Source organism: Acidobacterium sp. S8, assembly GCF_009765985.1.
Classification (GTDB): domain Bacteria; phylum Acidobacteriota; class Terriglobia; order Terriglobales; family Acidobacteriaceae; genus Alloacidobacterium.
In genome coordinates this window covers 592,659-612,068 of record NZ_LMUM01000034.1, presented here as the reverse complement: position 1 = coordinate 612,068, position 19,410 = coordinate 592,659, and the positions used below count along the sequence as shown (strand labels likewise).

Annotated in this window: 15 protein-coding genes; 11 read left to right on the top strand and 4 right to left on the bottom strand. The window is 57.8% G+C overall.

Annotation, left to right across the window (positions count from 1 at the left end; all coding sequences use genetic code 11):
- Positions 1-355: 355 nt before the first annotated feature.
- Both GSQ86_RS17860 and trmFO read left to right on the top strand, forming a co-directional pair.
- Positions 356-847 carry a GNAT family N-acetyltransferase gene (locus GSQ86_RS17860; RefSeq protein ID WP_158751289.1) on the top strand — a complete coding sequence of 164 codons (492 nt, stop codon included), beginning with the start codon at positions 356-358 and terminating at the stop codon, positions 845-847.
- Complete coding sequence (gene trmFO / locus GSQ86_RS17855; protein ID WP_158751287.1) at positions 844-2,199, top strand: methylenetetrahydrofolate--tRNA-(uracil(54)-C(5))-methyltransferase (FADH(2)-oxidizing) TrmFO; 1,356 nt, start codon at positions 844-846, stop codon at positions 2,197-2,199. Before GSQ86_RS17860 ends, trmFO begins: the two co-directional genes overlap by 4 nt.
- A gap of 56 nt (positions 2,200-2,255) precedes the next feature.
- Here trmFO and GSQ86_RS17850 read toward each other — a convergent pair whose 3' ends face one another.
- The gene (locus tag GSQ86_RS17850) at positions 2,256-2,741 is read right to left on the bottom strand and encodes a bacterioferritin (protein WP_158751285.1); all 486 of its coding nucleotides are present in this window, start codon (positions 2,739-2,741) and stop codon (positions 2,256-2,258) included.
- A gap of 184 nt (positions 2,742-2,925) precedes the next feature.
- Here GSQ86_RS17850 and queC point away from each other — a divergent pair, with 184 nt between their 5' ends.
- From queC to GSQ86_RS17825, 5 genes are all read left to right on the top strand, one after another.
- A complete protein-coding gene (gene queC, locus GSQ86_RS17845; RefSeq protein WP_158751283.1) occupies positions 2,926-3,621 on the top strand; it encodes a 7-cyano-7-deazaguanine synthase QueC in 696 nt (231 codons plus the stop codon).
- Between the two features lie 118 nt (positions 3,622-3,739).
- Positions 3,740-4,843 carry a carboxypeptidase regulatory-like domain-containing protein gene (locus tag GSQ86_RS17840; protein ID WP_158751281.1) on the top strand — a complete coding sequence of 368 codons (1,104 nt, stop codon included), beginning with the start codon at positions 3,740-3,742 and terminating at the stop codon, positions 4,841-4,843.
- 189 nt (positions 4,844-5,032) lie between these two features.
- A complete protein-coding gene (gene glp / locus GSQ86_RS17835) occupies positions 5,033-6,256 on the top strand; it encodes a gephyrin-like molybdotransferase Glp (RefSeq protein ID WP_158751280.1) in 1,224 nt (407 codons plus the stop codon).
- Positions 6,257-6,265: 9 nt separating this feature from the next.
- A complete protein-coding gene (gene moaC, locus GSQ86_RS17830) occupies positions 6,266-6,733 on the top strand; it encodes a cyclic pyranopterin monophosphate synthase MoaC (RefSeq protein ID WP_158751279.1) in 468 nt (155 codons plus the stop codon).
- A gap of 48 nt (positions 6,734-6,781) precedes the next feature.
- A complete protein-coding gene (locus tag GSQ86_RS17825) occupies positions 6,782-7,945 on the top strand; it encodes a mechanosensitive ion channel family protein (RefSeq protein ID WP_254062468.1) in 1,164 nt (387 codons plus the stop codon).
- Positions 7,946-7,967: 22 nt separating this feature from the next.
- Here GSQ86_RS17825 and egtD read toward each other — a convergent pair whose 3' ends face one another.
- The 3 genes from egtD to GSQ86_RS17810 all read right to left on the bottom strand — a co-directional run bounded on the left by egtD (position 7,968) and on the right by GSQ86_RS17810 (position 11,071).
- Positions 7,968-8,945, bottom strand: a complete 978-nt coding sequence (gene egtD, locus GSQ86_RS17820) for an L-histidine N(alpha)-methyltransferase (protein WP_158751277.1) — start codon at positions 8,943-8,945, stop codon at positions 7,968-7,970.
- 21 nt (positions 8,946-8,966) lie between these two features.
- Positions 8,967-10,226, bottom strand: coding sequence for an ergothioneine biosynthesis protein EgtB (egtB, locus tag GSQ86_RS17815; RefSeq protein ID WP_371720673.1), 1,260 nt, complete (start codon positions 10,224-10,226; stop codon positions 8,967-8,969).
- A gap of 137 nt (positions 10,227-10,363) precedes the next feature.
- Entirely contained in the window at positions 10,364-11,071 is a 708-nt protein-coding gene (locus GSQ86_RS17810) for a VIT1/CCC1 transporter family protein (protein ID WP_158751275.1), read from the bottom strand.
- A gap of 165 nt (positions 11,072-11,236) precedes the next feature.
- Here GSQ86_RS17810 and GSQ86_RS17805 point away from each other — a divergent pair, with 165 nt between their 5' ends.
- The 4 genes from GSQ86_RS17805 to GSQ86_RS17790 all read left to right on the top strand — a co-directional run bounded on the left by GSQ86_RS17805 (position 11,237) and on the right by GSQ86_RS17790 (position 19,331).
- On the top strand, positions 11,237-11,929 hold the full coding sequence (locus GSQ86_RS17805; protein WP_158751273.1) for a DUF5666 domain-containing protein: 693 nt from the start codon (positions 11,237-11,239) through the stop codon (positions 11,927-11,929).
- Between the two features lie 25 nt (positions 11,930-11,954).
- Entirely contained in the window at positions 11,955-15,359 is a 3,405-nt protein-coding gene (locus tag GSQ86_RS17800; protein ID WP_158751271.1) for a TonB-dependent receptor, read from the top strand.
- 12 nt (positions 15,360-15,371) lie between these two features.
- Positions 15,372-17,654: a VWA domain-containing protein gene (locus GSQ86_RS17795; protein WP_158751270.1), complete on the top strand. Its 2,283-nt coding sequence runs from the start codon at positions 15,372-15,374 to the stop codon at positions 17,652-17,654.
- A 132-nt stretch (positions 17,655-17,786) separates the two neighbouring features.
- Positions 17,787-19,331, top strand: coding sequence for a lytic transglycosylase F (locus tag GSQ86_RS17790; protein WP_158751269.1), 1,545 nt, complete (start codon positions 17,787-17,789; stop codon positions 19,329-19,331).
- The last annotated feature ends 79 nt before the right edge of the window (positions 19,332-19,410 follow it).

The following is a 19,410-nucleotide window of genomic DNA, read 5'->3' as shown; positions in this document are numbered from 1 at the left end:
GGCAAGAGTCGCGGCGCTCACATCAATGCCGCAAAATACGGTGGACTGCATGGATGGATTCGGCTTGCTCATGAAGCTCCTTGAAAGTACGATCTGTCTCGGCTGCCGCCCCTGTCCGCGTCAACGGGCTTGCTCTTTGCGCCGCCCTTGAACATGCAGGCTCTAAAGGCCTCCGATTCTCCACGGCGTAAAAAGAGAGGGGCGGGGGCCTCTCTTCGCCATCAGGCTCAAAAAATCTGGCCTCGGGTGGGAGCGGCCTCTCCGCCGAAACGTGAACCTATCGTCACGCTTCAAATCACAACATACAAGGGTGGGATCGAAACCGTAATGTCATCTTCCCGATAAAATAAAAAATATGACCACCATCCGCCAAGCCACGCCAGCCGACATCCCGCTCATGCACTCGCTTGTCCGCGCTCTAGCCGAATATGAGCGCGAGCCGCACTCGGTAAAAATCACCGAGGAGCAGTTGCTGCGCGATGGCTTCGGCGCCAATCCGTATTACGAATGCCTCATTGCCGAAGAAGACGGCAGGCCTGCGGGCTTTGCGCTCTACTTCCCGATCTATTCCACCTGGGAAGGGCCCAGCCTGCATCTCGAAGACCTGTTCGTTCAGCCTGAATTTCGCGGACGGGGCACCGGCAAGGCATTGCTTCAGGCCGTCGCCGCGGCAGCCGTAAGACGCGGGTCCGCCCGCCTGCAATGGGACGTACTCGACTGGAACCAGCCAGCCATCGACTTCTACCATTCCATCGGAGCCGTGATGCACGGCGACTGGCGTCGCATGCGCATGACCGGAGAGGCGCTGCAAGCGCTCGCCACGAATTCAGATGAGGTAACAGCGTGAGCCGGATCCGGGTGATAGGCGGAGGACTCGCCGGGCCGGAAGCTGCGCTCGTTGCCGCACGCGCTGGGGTCGATGTCGATTTGTACGAGATGCGCCCCGTGCGCTCAACGCCCGCGCACCAGACAGCCGATTTCGGCGAGCTCGTCTGCTCCAACTCGCTGAAATCTGAAAGCGAAAACACCGCGCCCTGGCTGCTGAAACAGGAAATGCGACGGGCGAACTCTCCGCTGTTGCAATGTGCCGACGCCAGTGCCGTCCCCGCCGGACAAGCTCTTGCGGTCGATCGCGTAAAGTTCTCGCGCCTCATCAATGAAGCTATCGAGCGCGAACCGCGCATCACGGTTCACCGCGAAGAGGTCACGCAACTCGACCCCGAAGACGGCATCACCATCATCGCCTCAGGCCCGCTCACTTCATCGGCGCTGTCGAGTGAAATTGCCCGCCTCACCGGCAGCGACCATCTTGCTTTCTACGACTCCATCAGCCCCATCGTCGAAGCCGACTCCATCAACATGGATCGCGTCTACTTCGCCGCGCGCTGGGACAAAGGCACCGCCGACTACATCAACTGCCCCTTCACCAAAGAAGAGTACGACGCCTTTTATCAGGCACTCACTACAGCTGAAACCGTGCAGGAAAAAGAGTGGGAGAAGCTCTGCTACTTCGAAGGATGCCTGCCGATTGAAGAGCTGGCCCGTCGCGGTTACGATACTTTGCGATTCGGCTGCATGAAGCCGGTGGGGCTGCGCGACCCGCGCACCGGAAAAACACCGTATGCAGTAGTCCAGCTACGCTGCGAAAATCTGCGTGCCGATTCTTACAACCTGGTCGGGTTCCAGAACCACCTCAAGTTTGGGGAGCAGGCCCGCGTCATGCGCCTCATTCCCGGCCTCGAAAACGCAAAATTCCTGCGCTATGGCCAAATTCACCGCAACACCTACATCAACGCGCCCCAAGTGCTGACAGATACGCTGACCCTGCGCGACCATCCGAGCATCTACTTTGCCGGACAAATCTCCGGCGTCGAAGGCTACACCGAATCGATCGCCACCGGCCTGCTCGCCGGGCTCTACGCAGCCGCAGCCGCAGCCGCAGCCGCCAAAGGCGCAAGCGCTACACCGATTCCGCGCGAGACCGCGTTAGGCTCGCTCGTAAACTACATCACAAAGGCCGATGCGAAGCGCTTCCAGCCCGCGAACATCACGTTCGACCTGTTGGTTCCATTGGAGGAAGAACTGCGCAAAAAGATTCGAGACAAGAAAGAGCGTCATCGCCTGCAATGCGAGCGATGTTTGGCGGCATTCGATAACTGGTGGCAGCCAGCCTCAGCTGCCACTCCGGCAATGTTGTGATTCTGAGCGAAGGAAAATCTACCTTATCCGACGCAACCGCTCAATGTGCTGTATCCCTACTTGGCCTTGGTTTCCGGCTTGCTCACATCGGGCACATCGATCCCCAGCGCGGTCGCCAGAGAAATCTGATGGTCCTGTTCCTGGACTAAAATTCCGCGAATCTGTTCCGCCATCGCATACTCTCCCAGTGCTTCGCACTGGCGCACCCGCTCGCGATAGTTACGGATAGTTTCATTCTCATTGTCGAGATCGAAGCGCAGCATTTCTTTCGCGTCCTCTGACGTCTTTACCGGTTTCGGGGTCACGCTGGGCATTCCGCCAAGATAATCGATTTGGTTCGACAGGATGATGGCATGCTGCAGCTCTTCGGTAGCATGTATCGCCAGCTCGGCCGCGATATTCATGTAGGCAGCACCTTTTAAAACCTGCGAGTACACAACGTAAGCAATAATGGCCTGATATTCACGCGAAAGATCTTCATTCAAAAGTTTAATCAGGCCTTCGCGTGTCAGACCGGTGCCGCTATCTTTCTTATCCGCCATTCTCTTTCTCCTCTTAATTGGGTGAAGCAAAAAATATATCTACATCCCTCTGATGCGGCAAACGCCACAATCGCAACCCTCTCAAGTCTTACTCCCGAAAGGCCCCTTCAAGCAAAGTAGACACCATTCAACGCCCGATGCGCACGCGCGACGAGCTGCCGCGGTACGATAAAAGGAGAGAACCATGTCCTTGCCCGTTCCCCCCGCCAAAGCCGTCGTCAGCCTCTCCGGAGGCATGGATTCCGCTGTCTGCGCTGCCCTGGCCGCGCGCGATTACGATGCCTATGCCGTCCACTTCAGCTATGGCCAGCGTACTGAAGCCAAAGAGCTGGCCTCCGCCCGCACCGTCGCTAACAAGTTGGGATTCAAAGACTTCCTACACCTGAAAATCGACCTGTTCCGCCGTATCGGAGGCTCCGCGCTGACCGATACCTCGATCGCCGTACCCGAAGCTCCAGCCGGCGAGCAGATCGGCGCGGAAATCCCGGTCACCTATGTCCCTTTCCGCAACGCACATTTTCTCTCGGCGGCGGTCAGTTGGGCGGAGGTCCTGGGCGCGAAAAAGATTCTTATTGGCGCCGTCGAGCAGGACAGTTCGGGCTATCCGGACTGCCGTCCGGCCTATTACGAGGCCTTTCAGCAACTTATTCGCATGGGAACGAAAGAGGGAGACATCGAAGTTGCCACTCCGCTCATCCATATGCGGAAGAAGGAGATCGTGGCGCTCGGCCTTGAATTGGGCGCGCCCTTGGATTTAACGTGGTCATGCTACTCAGGCGAAGAAGTTGCCTGCGGCGTGTGTGAAAGCTGTGTCCTCCGACTCCGCGCTTTTGAAGAAGCCGGGTCGAAAGACCGCATCCCATATGCTGACGTATCCTGAAGGCTGGCAAATGCCGGAACCTGTTCCGGAGCCAGAAGTTTTTTAAGTAAAGATTTTTTTAAGTAAAGATAAGGACCGGCACCCACCAGCAAATTTGCCGCGCCCTTGAGGAGAAAACATGAGAAAGACGAAGTTCTGGCTGGCGCTCGCACTGGCCGCATCCGTGCCAGCAATCCTTACCCCTGCATTCGCACAGGACCAGACCGGCAAGATCCACGGCCACGTTCAGGACCCGGCAGGCATTCCTGTTACCGACGGCGTCGTCACCCTGTCCACCGATGGCGGCAAGACTGCGAAATATACCTTCAATTCCGATGCCAACGGTGATTACAAGGGCGACGGCGTTGCCGCCGGCACTTACACCGAGTCGCTGCGCAGGCCCGACACACCGGCGGACAAGGTCCTCGACCAGTTTCCCGAGGTAAAGGTAGCCGCAGGCGCCGATACCGCGCAAGACTTTGACCTGACGCGCCCGGAGTACATCTCCAAGCTCTCGCCCGAACAGCGCAAAGCACTCGCGGACCTGAAGGCCAAGAACTCTGAGGCAATGAAAGAGAACTCGGTCATTAAGAATCTGAACGCCGATCTCACCACGGCACGCAACGACAACAAGGCCAAGAATTACGCGGAAGCTGAACAGCTGATGTTGAAGGACACCCAGGCGAAGCCCGATGCCGCCGTGCTCTGGCTCGAACTCGGTGTGGCGCAGGCTGGACAAAAGAAGAACAGCGATGCTGAAACTTCGTTGAAGAAATCTGTTGAGCTCGACGCGGCAGGCAAAAAGCCGAATCCTGAAATCCAAGCCGCTGCTAACAACGCGCTCGGCGAAGTTCTCGCCAATGAGGGCAAGGTTCCCGATGCGCAGGCTGCCTATGAGGCCGCTGCAAAGATCAATCCCAGCCAGGCTGCCATGTACTACGGCAACGAGGCCATTGTCATGAGCCGCGCCGGCCAGACTGATGGCGTCATCGCAGCAGCCGACAAGGCCATCGCGGCCGATCCCAACAAGCCTGTTCCGTATTACCTGAAGGGACAGGCTTTGATCAGCAAAGCCACCGTCGATCAGAAAACCGGAAAGATTCAGGCTCCTCCGGGCACAGCCGATGCTTACCAGAAGTATCTTGAGCTCGACCCCAATGGTCCGTTCTCGAACGAAGTAAAGGGTGTGCTGCAGGGCATGGGTGAAACCATTAAGAGCAGCTACAAGGCTCCCAAGAAGTAGCTTCAGGAAACACCAAAAGAGCGCCGTTCTCTGAGCGGCGCTCTTTTTCTTTGGTCTCTTTTCTTTCCATTTAAATATCGTGTTGTCATTCTGAGCCGGAGGCGAAGAATCCCAAATGACACTGGCGGGTGATCTTCGCGGCTCAGACGACATTCTCCGGGTTTGGAATAAAAGCTCTAGAATCGCACTGTGAGCAATCTCATCCTCACCTATAACGAAGCCGCTGATGTGATCCGGCAACACGCCAGATCTCTGTTGCAGGCCAAGCGCACAACTGAATCCATTCCACTGCTCACTTCTCTCAACCGCGTTCTTGCCATGCCTATCCTTGCCGACCGCGATCAACCGCCCTTCCCGCGCTCGACACGCGATGGATATGCCTGCCGTGCAGAAGATCTTCAAACTGAAAAGCCCCTTCGCATCATCGGACAATTGCGCGCCGGAGAGATCTGGCAAGGCCCCGCTCTCAATTCAGGCGAAGCCATAGAAATCATGACCGGAGCTCCCGTTCCTCCAGGTGCCGATTGCGTCGTCATGGTCGAACACGTTGCCGTTGAAGAAGAGTTGCTGCGGATAGAAGCAGGCCGCGCGCTCGCAACCGGAGAAAATATCGTACCCGCTGGAGCCGAGGCAAAATCCGAAAGCGTCATCGTACCTGCAGGCACTCGCCTCGCTGCTTCGCACATCGCCGCGGCCGCAGCCTGCGGTTACGCGAACATCTCCGTCTACACGCGTCCGCGCATCGCCATCCTCGTCACTGGCGACGAACTAGTCGCGATCGACCACTCACCGCTCACGCACCAGATTCGTAACTCTAACAGTTACTCATTAGCGGCGCAGGTCATAATCGCCGGAGGGGAGCCGGTCATCCTGCCCGTTGCGCCCGATGATGAAGCAAAAATCGAAGCTGCGATTCGCAGCGCAGCAAGTTGCGACCTCCTGCTCATGTCGGGCGGCGTCTCCATGGGCAAATACGATTTCGTCGAGCAGGCATTGCTCTCACTCGGAGCAGAATTTTTCTTCACCGGAGCGAAAATCCAGCCCGGACGTCCCGTTGTCTTCGGACGGCTGCCGCAGCAATACTTTTTCGGACTTCCCGGCAATCCCGTCTCCACCATGGTGACGTTCCTCTTATTCGCGCAGCCGATCATTGCAGCGCTCAGCGGAAGTGAAACCGATGGCCCACGATTCGCACAGGCAAAACTCTCACACTCCCTGACTGCGAAACCAAACCTCACCCGCTTCTTACCAGCGCACATCGATTTCAAAATCGACGCGCCTGAGGCCACCGTCATACCCTGGCAGGGGTCAGGCGACCTGGCCAGCACCGCTGCCGCCAATGGCTTCGTCGTTGCACCAGCTAGTTCAGGCGATCTGGCTGCCGGAGAACACGTCTCCGTGCTGCTGGTTTAGGCTATTTGCATGAGCAAGCTCTCGCATTTCAACGAAGCAGGCGAAGCAAAGATGGTCGACGTCAGCGCGAAGGCTGCAACCCGCCGCGAAGCTGAGGCTTCTGCTTTCGTTGCGCTTTCGGCTGAGGTGCTGGCAGCGCTCCCGCACAATTCCAAGGGCAATCCGCTGGAGGTCGCACGGTTTGCGGGAATCCAGGCCGCCAAACGCACCTCTGACCTCATTCCGCTCTGCCATCCACTGCCGCTCACTTTCATCGATGTCGAAGCCACCGTCGCCGAAGGAGGCATCTCCATTCGCAGCAAAGCCGTGACCACCGGACCTACCGGCGTTGAAATGGAAGCTCTTACCGCCGCTTCCATCGCGGCACTCACCATATACGACATGTGCAAGGCGCTCGATAAAGGCATCGTGATCCGCGAGCTTCGCCTCGAAAAAAAGACGGGCGGCAAGAGCGGCGACTACCAGCGTATCGGGTGATCAAGAAACCCTCTCACCGATACAGGCATCTTTACTAATATCCCTTTTATGTTTGCATCGATTTACAGCATGCTCGAAGTGCATCACCGGGAATGGCTTCTCGGCGTGACGGCAATTTGTATCGCCATTCTTGTCAGTTTATTCGCGCATGACATCTTCTTTCGCCTGCTGAATCATTTCCGTACTGAGGAGCAGCAGCTGAAGAAACGCTCTTTCTTCCTCACCGTTATTGAAAGATTGCGCCGGCCCGCGCGCCTCGTCGTCGTTCTCACCGCCATCGCCTTTGTACTGCACTGGGTTCCGATTCCAGCCATCTACCTCGACCTCACGCACAAAGTCCTTGGTATCGTCTGGTTTCTTGCGCTGGGCTGGCTCATGGTCTCAGGCGTCTACATGGTCGAAGACCTGTTGCTACGGCGCTACGACCTCGGCGTGAGCGACAATCTGCGTGCCCGCCGTATGCGTACGCAGATGCAGTTCATGCGGCGCATCGCCATCGCCCTGCTGCTGCTGGTCGATGCCGGCCTTATCCTTTCGCTCTTCCACGACTCCAAGATCTGGCACTATGGCGCGGGTCTGCTCGCATCCGCGGGACTCGCCAGCCTTGTACTCGCAACCGCTGCAAAATCTACGGCAGCCAATTTGCTAGCAGGATTGCAAATCGCTTTCACTGAACCTATCCGCATCGACGATGTGGTGATTGTTCAGGGCGAATGGGGAAAGATCGAAGAGATCACTACGGCGTATGTGGTTGTCGCCATCTGGGACCAGCGAAGGCTCATCGTTCCGCTCAGCTACTTCATCGAGAATCCCTTTCAGAACTGGACCCGCAACAGCTCCGACCTGCTAGGCACCGCATTTTTGTATGTAGATTATTCCGTTCCGGTAGATGCGCTGCGAGAGGAATTTACCCGGGTACTCGAAGCTTCTCCGCTGTGGGATCGCCGCGTGAATTCGCTGCAGGTGACGAATCTCTCTGAACACACCATGGAAATCCGCTGTCTGCTAAGCGCCCGCAACTCCAGCGAACAATTTGACCTGCGCTGTCTTGTGCGCGAGAAGATGATCGACTTCATCCAGAAAAATTATCCGGAGGCATTCCCGCGCACCCGCTTCAGTGCGATATCCAAAAATGAAGAGGCTACGGCTAATTACAGTAATCCCCTCCCTTACGATGATCTTGGTTCAAGAAGAAGAGAACTTCCATCCTAACGCGCCGAATAGAAGCTGAGACCTACCAGGCGGTAGCCAGATACACCCCAAACCATTCGCGCTCATCCGTCCAGTGATCGCTCAGATGAAAATCTGCGCGTTCCAGCATCTCGATCACGTTCTCGTCGCGGAATTTGTAACTGTTTTCGGTATGAATGGTCTCGCCTCGCTGGAATGTCAATTCCAGCTCCAACGCCGGAATTGAAACCTGCTGCGCAATCATGCTTTCCAGATGCATCTCCACGCGGGAGCATTCTTCATTCCACCGCGCCTCGTGACGAAATAAATTCAGATTAAAATTAGCGCCCAGTTCGCGGTTAATCCGCGCCAGCACATTTTTATTGAAGGCCGCCGTCACACCGGCTGCATCGTCGTAGGCAAGAATCAGTGTCTCGGTATCCTTCACCATGTCCACACCCAGCAGAAGCTTGTCTCCCGGCTTCAGATCCTTGCGAAGATCGCGCAGAATGGTGAGCGCATCCGCTGGCTCAAAGTTTCCGATGCTCGATCCGATATAGAGCACCATGCGCCGCTGTCCCGGAGCATCGATCTGTCCCAGTCCTTCGGTGTAATCACACACGCGCGGCACCACGGCCACGCCTTCGAGCTCCGCTTCAATGCGCTGCTTCGCCTCATCGAGCGCGGTGCTCGAAACATCGATCGCGTGATACGTCACCTCACCCTGGCGCAGCACCGCAGCCTTTAGCAGCAAACCGGTCTTGGTGGCGGTGCCGGCGCCCAGCTCGATCATGGTCAACGGCTCGCAACCCGCTGCTGTCGAGACAATCTCATCTGCGTGCGCAGCAAGAATAGAACGCTCTGTGCGTGTCGGATAATATTCCGGCAATTCTGTGATCTGTTCAAAAAGCTGCGAGCCTGCGGCGTCGTAAAACAGCCACGGACTCAGCGTCTTTGGAGTTGAGGTTAACCCACGATATACTTCAGAACCGAGCGGGGTGTACGCCGCCTCCGGCAAGTGTGGACAGGAAAGTACATGCATCAGTCCCGCTCCTCAGAAAACCTAACTGGCTAAACGAATGCCGGAAAACTGCCAGCGCGTGGCCGGAGAGAAAAAATTCCGGTAGCTCGCGCGAATATGGGTTCTCGGTGTTACGCACGACCCGCCGCGCAACACCATCTGGTTTGACATGAATTTTCCGTTGTACTCACCCAGCGCCCCGGGTAATGCATGAAATCCCGGATATCCCAGATAAGCGCTCGCCGTCCACTCCCACACATTTCCAAACATCTGTGTGCCGTCGCCCGCTACCGGATGCAGCACACCGTCTTCCATAAAATTTCCGCTCACGCTCTCTTGTGATGCCGCTACTTCCCACTCCGCTTCCGTCGGCAGACGTTTTCCTGCCCAGTGCGCAAAAGCATCTGCTTCAAAATAGCTCACATGGCACACGGGAGTTTGCGCCAGCTCACTCAGAGGAACCTCGCCGCGCAGCGTAAAGACGCTCCAATCGCCGGACTTCTTATCCTGCTGCCAGTAAAGCGGTGCACGCCATCCCTCAGCTTGCACCGTCTGCCATCCCTCCGAAAGCCACAAATCGGCACGCTGGTAGCCGCCATCTTCCATGAACGCCAGATACTCCGCGCACGTAACGGTCCGTGAAGCCAAAGCAAACGGCTCCAGATAGACGCGGTGCTGCGGCAATTCGTTGTCAAAGCAGAACCCTTCGCCGTCATGGCCGATCTCCGCTAGGCCGCCGTCATAGTCCCGCCATTCCAGGACTGCCGCATCCCCACCCAGCTGCTCAAACGGCAATAGCAGATACGCAGGACGCAGCGGATTCGTCCAGAAGGCATGCTTGATGTCCATCAGCAGTAATTCCTGGTGCTGCTGCTCATGGTGCAGTCCGAGAATCACTTTCTGCTCTACCGCTTCCGGCACGCCGACTTTCAGCCGTTTATGCAGATTCTCGTTCACATATTCACGGTAGGCACGAATCTCCTCCACACCGGGTCGTGAAAACGAAGCGCGCAGCTTCTTCTCCGGCTGCTCGGATACTGAGTTGTAGTAGCTGTTGAAGAGCCAGAGAAAATCTGGATGGAAGGGTTTGTAGTCCGTGTCAAGCTCGCGCAGGATAAACGTCTCGAAAAACCATGTCGTATGTGCCAGGTGCCACTTCGCGGGACTCGCCTCCGCGCATGACTGCACCATCATATCTTCCGGTGTAAGCGGCGCACAGAGTAGCTCGCTCTGCTGCCGCAGGCTACAAAACCGCTGTGCCAGCGATGACGTCATGGTAGGGGTTGCCACTGCAGTCGTCACGATACCTCAAACCTCCTCTACATTAGAGGGCTTTTCCCGCCGCGCGTTGCTCCAAAGCCTAACATTGGCGGCGATGGAAACAAAGATGCGCCCAAACAGCCGCCGCTTCTTTTTATAATTACCATCACTGCTTCTTATCAGGATCGAAACAATCGAGCCAGCCCATACGCCGCGGCCGCCGCCAATCCTCCAATCAACACCGTCTGTAATCCGCTGCGTAATGCTCCCGCGCCCGTCAGCCGTCCTTTCACCGCGCCAAAAATCACCAGCGCCAGCAGCGTAAGCACTACGGAAAACATCAGCGCCCGGGCGCTCTCGGTCAGCAACATATAAGGAAGCAACGGCACCAGTCCGCCAACTACATACGAGCAGGCAATCGTAGCTGCGCTCTGTCGCGCCCTGTGCGCCTCCGGCTCCTCGAGGCCCAGCTCGAAGCGCATCATAAAATCCACCCACGCTTTGGGATTGCGCTTCAGCGCCTGCAGCACCGAATCGCTCTCGGGACGTGTGACGCCATACTCTTCGAAGATTTCGTAGATCTCCTCTTCCTCATCGCGCGTCCGCTCCACAATCTCCATTTCCTCGCGGCGGCGCTCGCTGGCATAGTGCTCCGAGTCGCCGCGCGATGCCAGGTATCCGCCCAGGCCCATCGCGATCGATCCCGCCGCAATCTCTGCCAGTCCGGCAATCACCACCAGGTGCGTTGAAGACACCACACCCGAAAGCCCTGCCGCCAGGGCAAAGGGAACCGTCAGCCCGTCCGCCATGCCGATCACTACATCGCGCACCACGTCGCTTGATTGAAAATGCGTTTCCGTGTGAACAGAATCATTTAGTTGCGGCATTCCCGGCAGTGTACCTCAGACCGGGGAATCGTCGAACAAAAAGCCTGACAGCGACGTATTTGCTAATGAGGCACCCTGAGACTCGGACGGCCGATTCTGCGTCTATCTGGCAGCCATCAGTAGATTGGTTCCCCAATTGCCCTCTATTGGTACGCTAAGGAATATATGAAATTCATCTCCCGCATCGCATCGCTTTTGCTTTTAGGTTCACTGACATTGTCGCCCGCGTTCGCGCAGCAACAGCAGGATGGCGCCGGCCGGCCGCGTGGGGGCGCCGGTTTCATGGGCATGGGGTCCGCCGTTCACGGCACCGTTACCGCCATCGATGGCGGGAGCTTCACCATCAAGACCGAAGACGGCACCAGCTACAAGATCGCCACCGGCCCCAACACCCGCATCATGAAAGATCGCCAGCCCATCAAAGCCACCGACGTCCACGCCGGCGATGTCATCATGACCGGAGGCGAAGTCGACGAGCAGGCTCACACCGTCGGCGCCGCCTTTTTAGCCGTCCTCGATGCCGAGCAGGTCGCGCGCATGAAGCAGATGCAGGCCGACTTCGGCAAAACCTGGACCGCCGGCAAGATCACTGCCATCAAGGACCTCACCCTCACCGTCGAGCGCCCGGATAAAAAGACACAGACCATTACCGTCGACGAGAATACGTCCTTCCGCAAGCACCGTGACAGCATTACGCTGGCCGATATCAAGGTCGGCGACACTATCTCCGCCCGTGGTGCATCACCGAGTGGCAATTTCGTCGCCTCCGAGCTGACTGTGCTTGATCCTAACCGCCGTCCGGGTGGACCCGGTGGGCAGGGAACCGGGTCAGGACAAACAAGCGCACCGCAACAGTAGCCAAACGAGCAGAAGGATTTTTACCGTGCCCCGATTGCTGACATTCAGCCTGTTGCTGGCCCTTTCCGCAGCATGCTCCGCTCAGACGCAGCCACAGCCCCCGGTCCCGCCGTCATCCACGACAGGCGGCACCATCCACGGCACAGTCAAATCCGGAACCACTCCCCTCCCGGGGGTCAGCATCACCGCCACCAATACCCTCACAGGCAAGAAATACAGCACCGTTACCGACGCTACTGGTGCCTATTCACTCGCCATCCCGCAGAATGGCCGCTACGTTGTCCGCAGCGACTTCGCCGCCTTCGCCCAAACCACAAAAGAAGCACTGCTCAACGCTACCTCGCACAACCAGCAGGCCGACTTCACCCTCACGCTGGCGTCCCGCGCCACGCAGGAAGAAGGCAGCAGCCAGACCACCCAGCTGACGCAAAACCTACGGCAATACGCCGGCAGCGGCTCGCAGAACCTCAGCCTCCTCGGTGCAGCAGCTGGACTCATTCAGGCAGGCGGCGCCACCAGCGGATCGGACACGCAACTCCCCACACTGGCCAATAACTCTGACTTCTCCGGCGAATCCGTCGCCGTCAGCGGGCAAAGCGGAACCACCAATCCTTTCGCCGGCCTTGACATGCAGCAGATGCGTCAGAACATGGACGACAACGAGTTCAACCAGTCGCTCTCACAATCACCCGGCGGCAATAGTGGACGCGGAGGGCAAGGCGGCGGCGCTGGTGGCCCCGGAGGTTTTGGTGGTGGTCCCGGCGGAGGAGGGGGTGGCGGCGGGCGTGGCTTCGGCGGACGCGGCAACTTCCGCAACTTCAATCCCGCCAAGCCTCATGGAGCCATCTTCTGGAATGGCGGCAACTCCGCGCTCAACGCCGAGCCATTCTCCGTTCGCGGAGCGCCGCTCAATCAGCCCAGCTACGCCTCCAATCACTTCGGCCTGACCTTCATTGGCGCCCCCTACATTCCTAAAATCCTCGAGCATGATACCCGCGACCTCCTCTTCTTCACCCTCGCGGGTAATCACTCCTCGTCGCCATTCAATCAATACGGAACTGTGCCCACTGCTGACGAGAGAACCGGCGATCTCTCTTCGCTGACAACACAAAATGGCACGCCAATTATCATCTACAATCCGTCCGCTGCCAGCGCACCCGGCGGAGCGACTTGCACGGCCAACGGCAACATACCCGGCCAGCCGTTTGTAAATAACGTCATACCCGCGGCCTGCATTGCGCCGCAAGCCACCGGGCTTCTCAACTACATTCCCACAGCGAACCTGCCCGGATCGCTCCAGAATTACCAGCGCATCTCGACCAGCCAGACCAACACCACCAACGTCGGCATGCGCTACATCCACAACTTCGGTTCGAGTGCAGGCGGCTCGCCCATCATCGGCATGATCCGGCAGGCTATGGGACAGGGCGGCAACACCTGGCATCAGAGCGTCAATGCCAATTTCAACTACAGCCACAACGCCTCTGACGAGCTGAACATCTTTCCCGACCTCGGCGGCAAGCAGCAGATGCACCAGTACACGCTGCAGGCGGCATACGTCGCAGGCAAAGGCAAGCTCACCAACAGCCTCACCGCTGGATGGAACCGCAGCAACATCGAGCTGCAGAATTACTTCACCAACACTACCGACGTAGCCCAGCAGCTCGGCATCAACATCTTCGGCGGTGCCACCAGCCCGCTCAACTACGGCCTGCCCAGCATCACCCTCAACCAGTTCACCGGCCTCAACGAGCAGCAGCCCAATCTCCACACCAACCAGACCATCTCCCTCGCCGAATCCAGTTCCTGGATCCACCACAAGAACAACTTCAAGTTCGGTGGTGACTTCAAGCGCGTGCACCTCGACATGATCGGCAACGCCAACTCGACGGGAAATTTCTACTTCACCGGCCTTTATACCCAGCAGCCAGGTACCAACGAGAACACCAGCGGCGGCCTTGCCGCCACCGGCTCATCGCTCGCCGATCTGCTCCTCGGCTTCCCGCAGCAGACCGCGCTGCAGGCTCCATATCAAAAGGCCTATCTCCGCGAAAACGTCTGGGACGCCTTCTTCCAGGACAGCTGGCAGGCGCTTCCCAACCTCACCATCATGGCCGGACTGCGCTACGAATACTTCTCGCCTTACTCGGAAAAAGACGACCGCCTCGTCAATCTCGATGCAGGCAACAACTTCGCCAGCGTCACCCCGGTGCAGCCGAATCAGGTCGGCCCCTACTCCGGCAAATATCCACGCACCCTCATCGAACCTGAACGCGACAATTTTTCCCCGCGCCTCGGCCTCGCATGGCGAGCCATCAAAGATACGGTCGTTCGCGCTGGATACGGCATCAACTTCGCCAACGGACAGTATGTAAAGTTCGTGCAGAACTTCGCCTTCCAGCCGCCCTTTGCCGATGTGCAAACCAACGAAGCCACCACCGGAGCCGACATCACATTAGCCAACGGCTTCCCCGCTCCGCAGGACATCGGCAACTACGCCGTCAATAAAGACTTCCACCTGCCCTACGTGCAGGTCTGGAACCTCGACATTCAACGCACCCTGCCAATGGGCATCGTCCTCAACGTCGGCTACAACGGATCGAAAGGCACGCGCCTTGATGCGGTCAGCGCCCCGGGTCGATCCGCCACCGAATCCCTCAGCGGCGTCTATTACGACTGGGAAGACTCGATCGCCTTCTCCAATTACAACGCCCTCGCCGTGCGCCTGCGCAAGCGGATGCAGCGCGGTGTTGCCGTCGGTGCGACCTACACCTACTCGCATTCGATTGACAACGCCAGCTCCATCGGCGGCAATGGAGGCACCAGCACCATCGTCGCGCAAAACTGGCAGAACATCCTCGCCGAAGAATCGAACTCCAGCTTCGATCTCCGCCACAACCTCAAAGGCGACTTCGTCTACGAGCTACCCTTCGGCCCCGATACACACATGCTCACCACCGGCGATTTCTGGTCACACGCACTCGCCAACATCTCGCTCTCCGGAACCTTCAACTTTGCCACCGGCGAGCCGCTCACGCCGCACTATGAAGCCAGCGTCGAAGATGTAGCCCGCGGCAGCGCCGGCTCTCTGCGCCCTGACTATGTTCCCGGAGCATCGCTCACTGCAGGCGGAGGCACCATCCGCAACTGGTTTAACAAAGATGCCTTCGCACAACCCGCCGGAACCTACGGAACCGCGCCCCGTTACTTCATTCCCGGCCCCGGCACTATCGACTTCAACGCCTCGCTCTCAAAGAGCATCCGCTTCGGCGACATGCGCAACCTCGAAATGCGAGCCACCGCCAGCAACGTTTTCAATACCGTACAATACGCAGGCGTCGACACCACACTCGGCTCGGCCACATACGGACAAGTCAATTCCGCCGCATCCATGCGCGCCTTCACCTTCCTCGCCCGCTACCGCTTCTAGGAGACACGAACAATGATCAAACATAACGATGTCCTCCTGACGCCGAACGCAGTGAAGAGGAGCCGCAAAATCCGGGTGCCCCAGGTTCGCGGAGCTAACCTGGGTCTGTCAGCGACCCTCGTCCTTGTCCTACTCTTCGCATTCATCTCCGCAAACGCGCAACAGGACGACCAATCCCAGGCCTTCACCCTGAAGGTAAACAGCGACCTCGTCCTCACGAACGTTGTCGCCCGCGACAAGAAAACAGGCCAGGTCGTAAAAGGCCTCACGCAAAAGGACTTCACCATCACCGAGAACGGCAAGCAGCAGCAAATCGTCAGCTTCGATTTTGAAAGCGTCGACGAAGCCGCCGCGCTCAACGAAGCCACTATCAGCGGTAAGACCGGCAAATCCATTCTTCTCGGCAAGTCTCCCGTCGTCACCGCCGACGCGCTCCGCGACCACCGCCTCGTCGTTCTCTTCTTCGACATCACCTCCATGCAGCCCGAAGACATCGAACGCGCGCAGGATGCCGCCCGCAACTACATCAGCAAGCAGATGCAGGCCGCCGACGTCGTTGCCGTCGCCTCGCTCGACAGCTCGCTCTCGCTCGATCAGGATTTCACCCAGGACAAGAGCCTGCTCCTCAAGGCCGTCAACAGCTACTCCGGCGACCAGTCTCAGGGCTTCGCTCCCGGCTCTACCAGCACCACCAATCAAGTCGAAGACACCACCGCCTACACCGCCGACGAGAGTGAATACAACGACATCAACACCGACCGTGAGCTCTACGCCATCGCCGCCATCGCCAAGTCGCTTAACTACATCAACGAGAAAAAATCTTTACTCTACTTTTCCGGCGGCATCTCGCGCGACGGCATTGAGAACCAGGCTTCTCTGCGCTCCGCCATCAACACCGCCGTGCGCTCCAACATGGCCATCTATTCGGTCGACGCGCGCGGCCTCGAAGCCATCTCGCCATTAGGCGACGCGAGTACCGGAAGCCTCCGCGGCACCAGCGCCTATAACGGCGCAGCCTTGCAGAACAACCTCGACGCCAACTTTAACTCGCAGGAAGTTATGGCCAACCTCTCATCCGACACCGGCGGCAAAGCCTTCTTCGACACCAACGACTTCGCGCCCGCCTTCCAGCGCATGCAGCAGGACACTTCGGCCTACTACGTCATCGGCTTTCGCTCGACTGACGCGCGGCGCGACGGCTCTTACCGTCGCCTGTCGATCAAGATCAACCGCTCCGACCTGAAGCTCGAATACCGCCCCGGCTACTACGCCCCCGCCGACTTCAAGCACTCCAACAAAGACGACCGTGAGCGCGAACTCGGCGACGAGCTCGCCAGCGACCTGCCCGCAACCGATGTCGCCGTCTACCTGCAGGCGCTCTATTTCCGCCTCGACGACTTCCACTACTCCATCCCGATCTCGATCCTCGTCCCCGGCTCGCAAATTCCTTTCGTAAAAGGAGGCGACCGCGACAAGGCCACGCTTGACATCATCGGAGAGGTCAAAGACTCCGCAGGCCGCGTCATCGGCAACGCACGCGACACCGTCAAGCTCGCCATAGATCAGGCGCAGCAGGTACGCCAGCGCACCATCCAGTATTCGACCAACTTCACCCTGCCCGCAGGAAAGTTCCATCTCAAGTTCGTCGTGCGTGAAAACGAAACCGGACGCATGGGCTCCTTCGAAACCGACATCAACGTACCCGACCTGCGCAAAGCTCCAGTCAAGCTAAGCTCCGTAGTGCTCGCCAGCCAGCGCATCCCCGCAGGCAAAAAATCCGACAGTTTGCTCGTCCGCGACGGCCAGCAGATCGTTCCCAACCTCGCCCACACCTTCACCCAGAACCAGCATCTCTACTTTCTCTACGAGGTCTACAACCCAGCGAAGGCAACAGGCGAGTCAAAAACCGGGGTGCCCCAGGTTCGCGAAGCTGACCTGGGATCGAACACCGCGCAGGCAAAACAAAAGGGAGGAAGCAAAAACAAGGACACAGCTACCACCCCGATCCGAGTCTTCACCAGCATCGAATTTCTAAGCAATGGATTGAAGGTCTACGAAACACCGCTCATCCAGGCCACGCAACTCAACGTGCCCACACGCGACGCGATCGCCTTCCAATTCGACGTCCCATTAACCGACCTGAAGCCCGGCCTCTACACCTGCCAGGTCAACGTCATCGACGACGCAGGAGGCAGCTTCACCTTCCCCCGCATGGCCCTCCTCATCCGCGAAGGAACACCCGCGACACCTTCAACAACAACAGCCTCAGGCACATCCACTTCAGGTCGCGAGTGAAAGACATCGGGATGCGATTCTGAGATGTGGGTTTGCAGGATGTTTGGCTGAACCGTCTGGGCCGGCCTATAATTCGACACTCCCAACCGAGGATGGCGTTAATTCATTGCCACGTCGCAGAGGAGAAGATGAATGTCCACAACCTCGACTTCGTCCAGCCACACCCTCATCTTCGTAATTAGTTTGTCTGCCCTTCTTCTGCCGATTGCCTGCGGCAAAAAAACTCAGCCCAAGGCCGCCACGGAGCAGGCAAAGCAGCAGACGGCCGTTCCCTCAGCACTCGCACCCGATGAACCGCCAGCGCCATCGACCGGCGTAGCGTTGCCGACTGCTTTCGGCCGCCGCACCGGCGACCTCGATGAGATGGTGAAGAATCGCAACATTCGTGCCCTGCTTATCCTCAACCCCATCGGTTTTTTCTATGACAAAGGACAACCCCGGGGTGTGATGTACGAGGCATTAGAGGAGTTCCAGAAATTTGCCAACCAAAAACTGAAAACAGGCAAGCTCGATGTGAAAGTCACATTTCTCCCAGTGCGATTGGACCAGATTGAAGCGGCCCTGACGCAAGGAATGGGAGACATGATAGCTTCAGGAATCATGGTCACGCCCGACCGTGAAAAGCGGGTTGCCTTCTCGGCACCGTTACAGTCAGACATAACCCAGATCATCGTCACAGGACCAGACTTCGGCCCGGTTTCCACCCTCGCCGATCTTGGGGGAAAAGAGGTCTACGTCAATCCTCTCTCCAACTATTATGAGAACCTCCAGAAAGCGAACGAGACCCTCCAGAAAGCCGGCAAGACGCCGATCCTAATCAAGGCCGCCGACAAAAACCTGACGAACGACGATCTGGTGCAGATGGTGAACGCAGGATTGATCCCGGCGACGGTCACAACGAAAGAACGAGCTGCCCTCTGGTCGCAAGTGCTCGATCACATCCAGCCGCATCCTGACCTGGTCATCGCAAGTGGAGGACAGTTGGCATGGGTCATGCGCAAGAACAACCCTCAATTGAAACAACTGGTCGACGAATTTCTCCAGACGCACGCGACGGGAACATCCTTCGGCAACACGCTGCTTCGCCGCTACCTGCAAAACACCAAGTGGGTCAGGAATTCAACCTCCGGCACGGAGATGAAGAAATTCCAGACGAACCTTGCGCTTTTCCAAAAGTATGCGGGTGAGTACAGCTTCGATTATCTGATGATTGCGGCCCAGGGTTATCAGGAGTCTCTGCTGGACCAGAGCAAACGGAATCCCAGCGGGGCTGTGGGCATCATGCAGGTGATCCCAAAATTTGCGGCGGCCTCTCCCATCAGCATACCGAATGTAGGCAACGCTGACGGCAACATTCACGCTGGCGTCAAGATGTTGCGCAACATCGAGGACACCTATTTCAATGACCCGCAGGTCGATTCTCTAAACAAGACGTTATTTGTATTTGCCAGTTACAACGCCGGACCAAATCGGATCGCGAGGCTGCGCAAAGAGGCGGTCACCATGGGCCTTGATCCCAACATCTGGTTCGGCAACGTGGAACTGGTTGCCGCCCAGGACATTGGGCAGGAGACCGTCACCTACGTTTCCAATATCTACAAGTACTACGTCGCGTACAAGCTCGCGCTGGCGCAGTCACAACTTCGGCAGAAAGCGACGGGCCTGGCGCCGAAGTAAGAAGGGTAGAAGCAGAGGGCTTTAGCCCTCTGAATAAATCGCCGTCTGCAGACGGCGTACCTTGCTGCCGCAGGCTCAT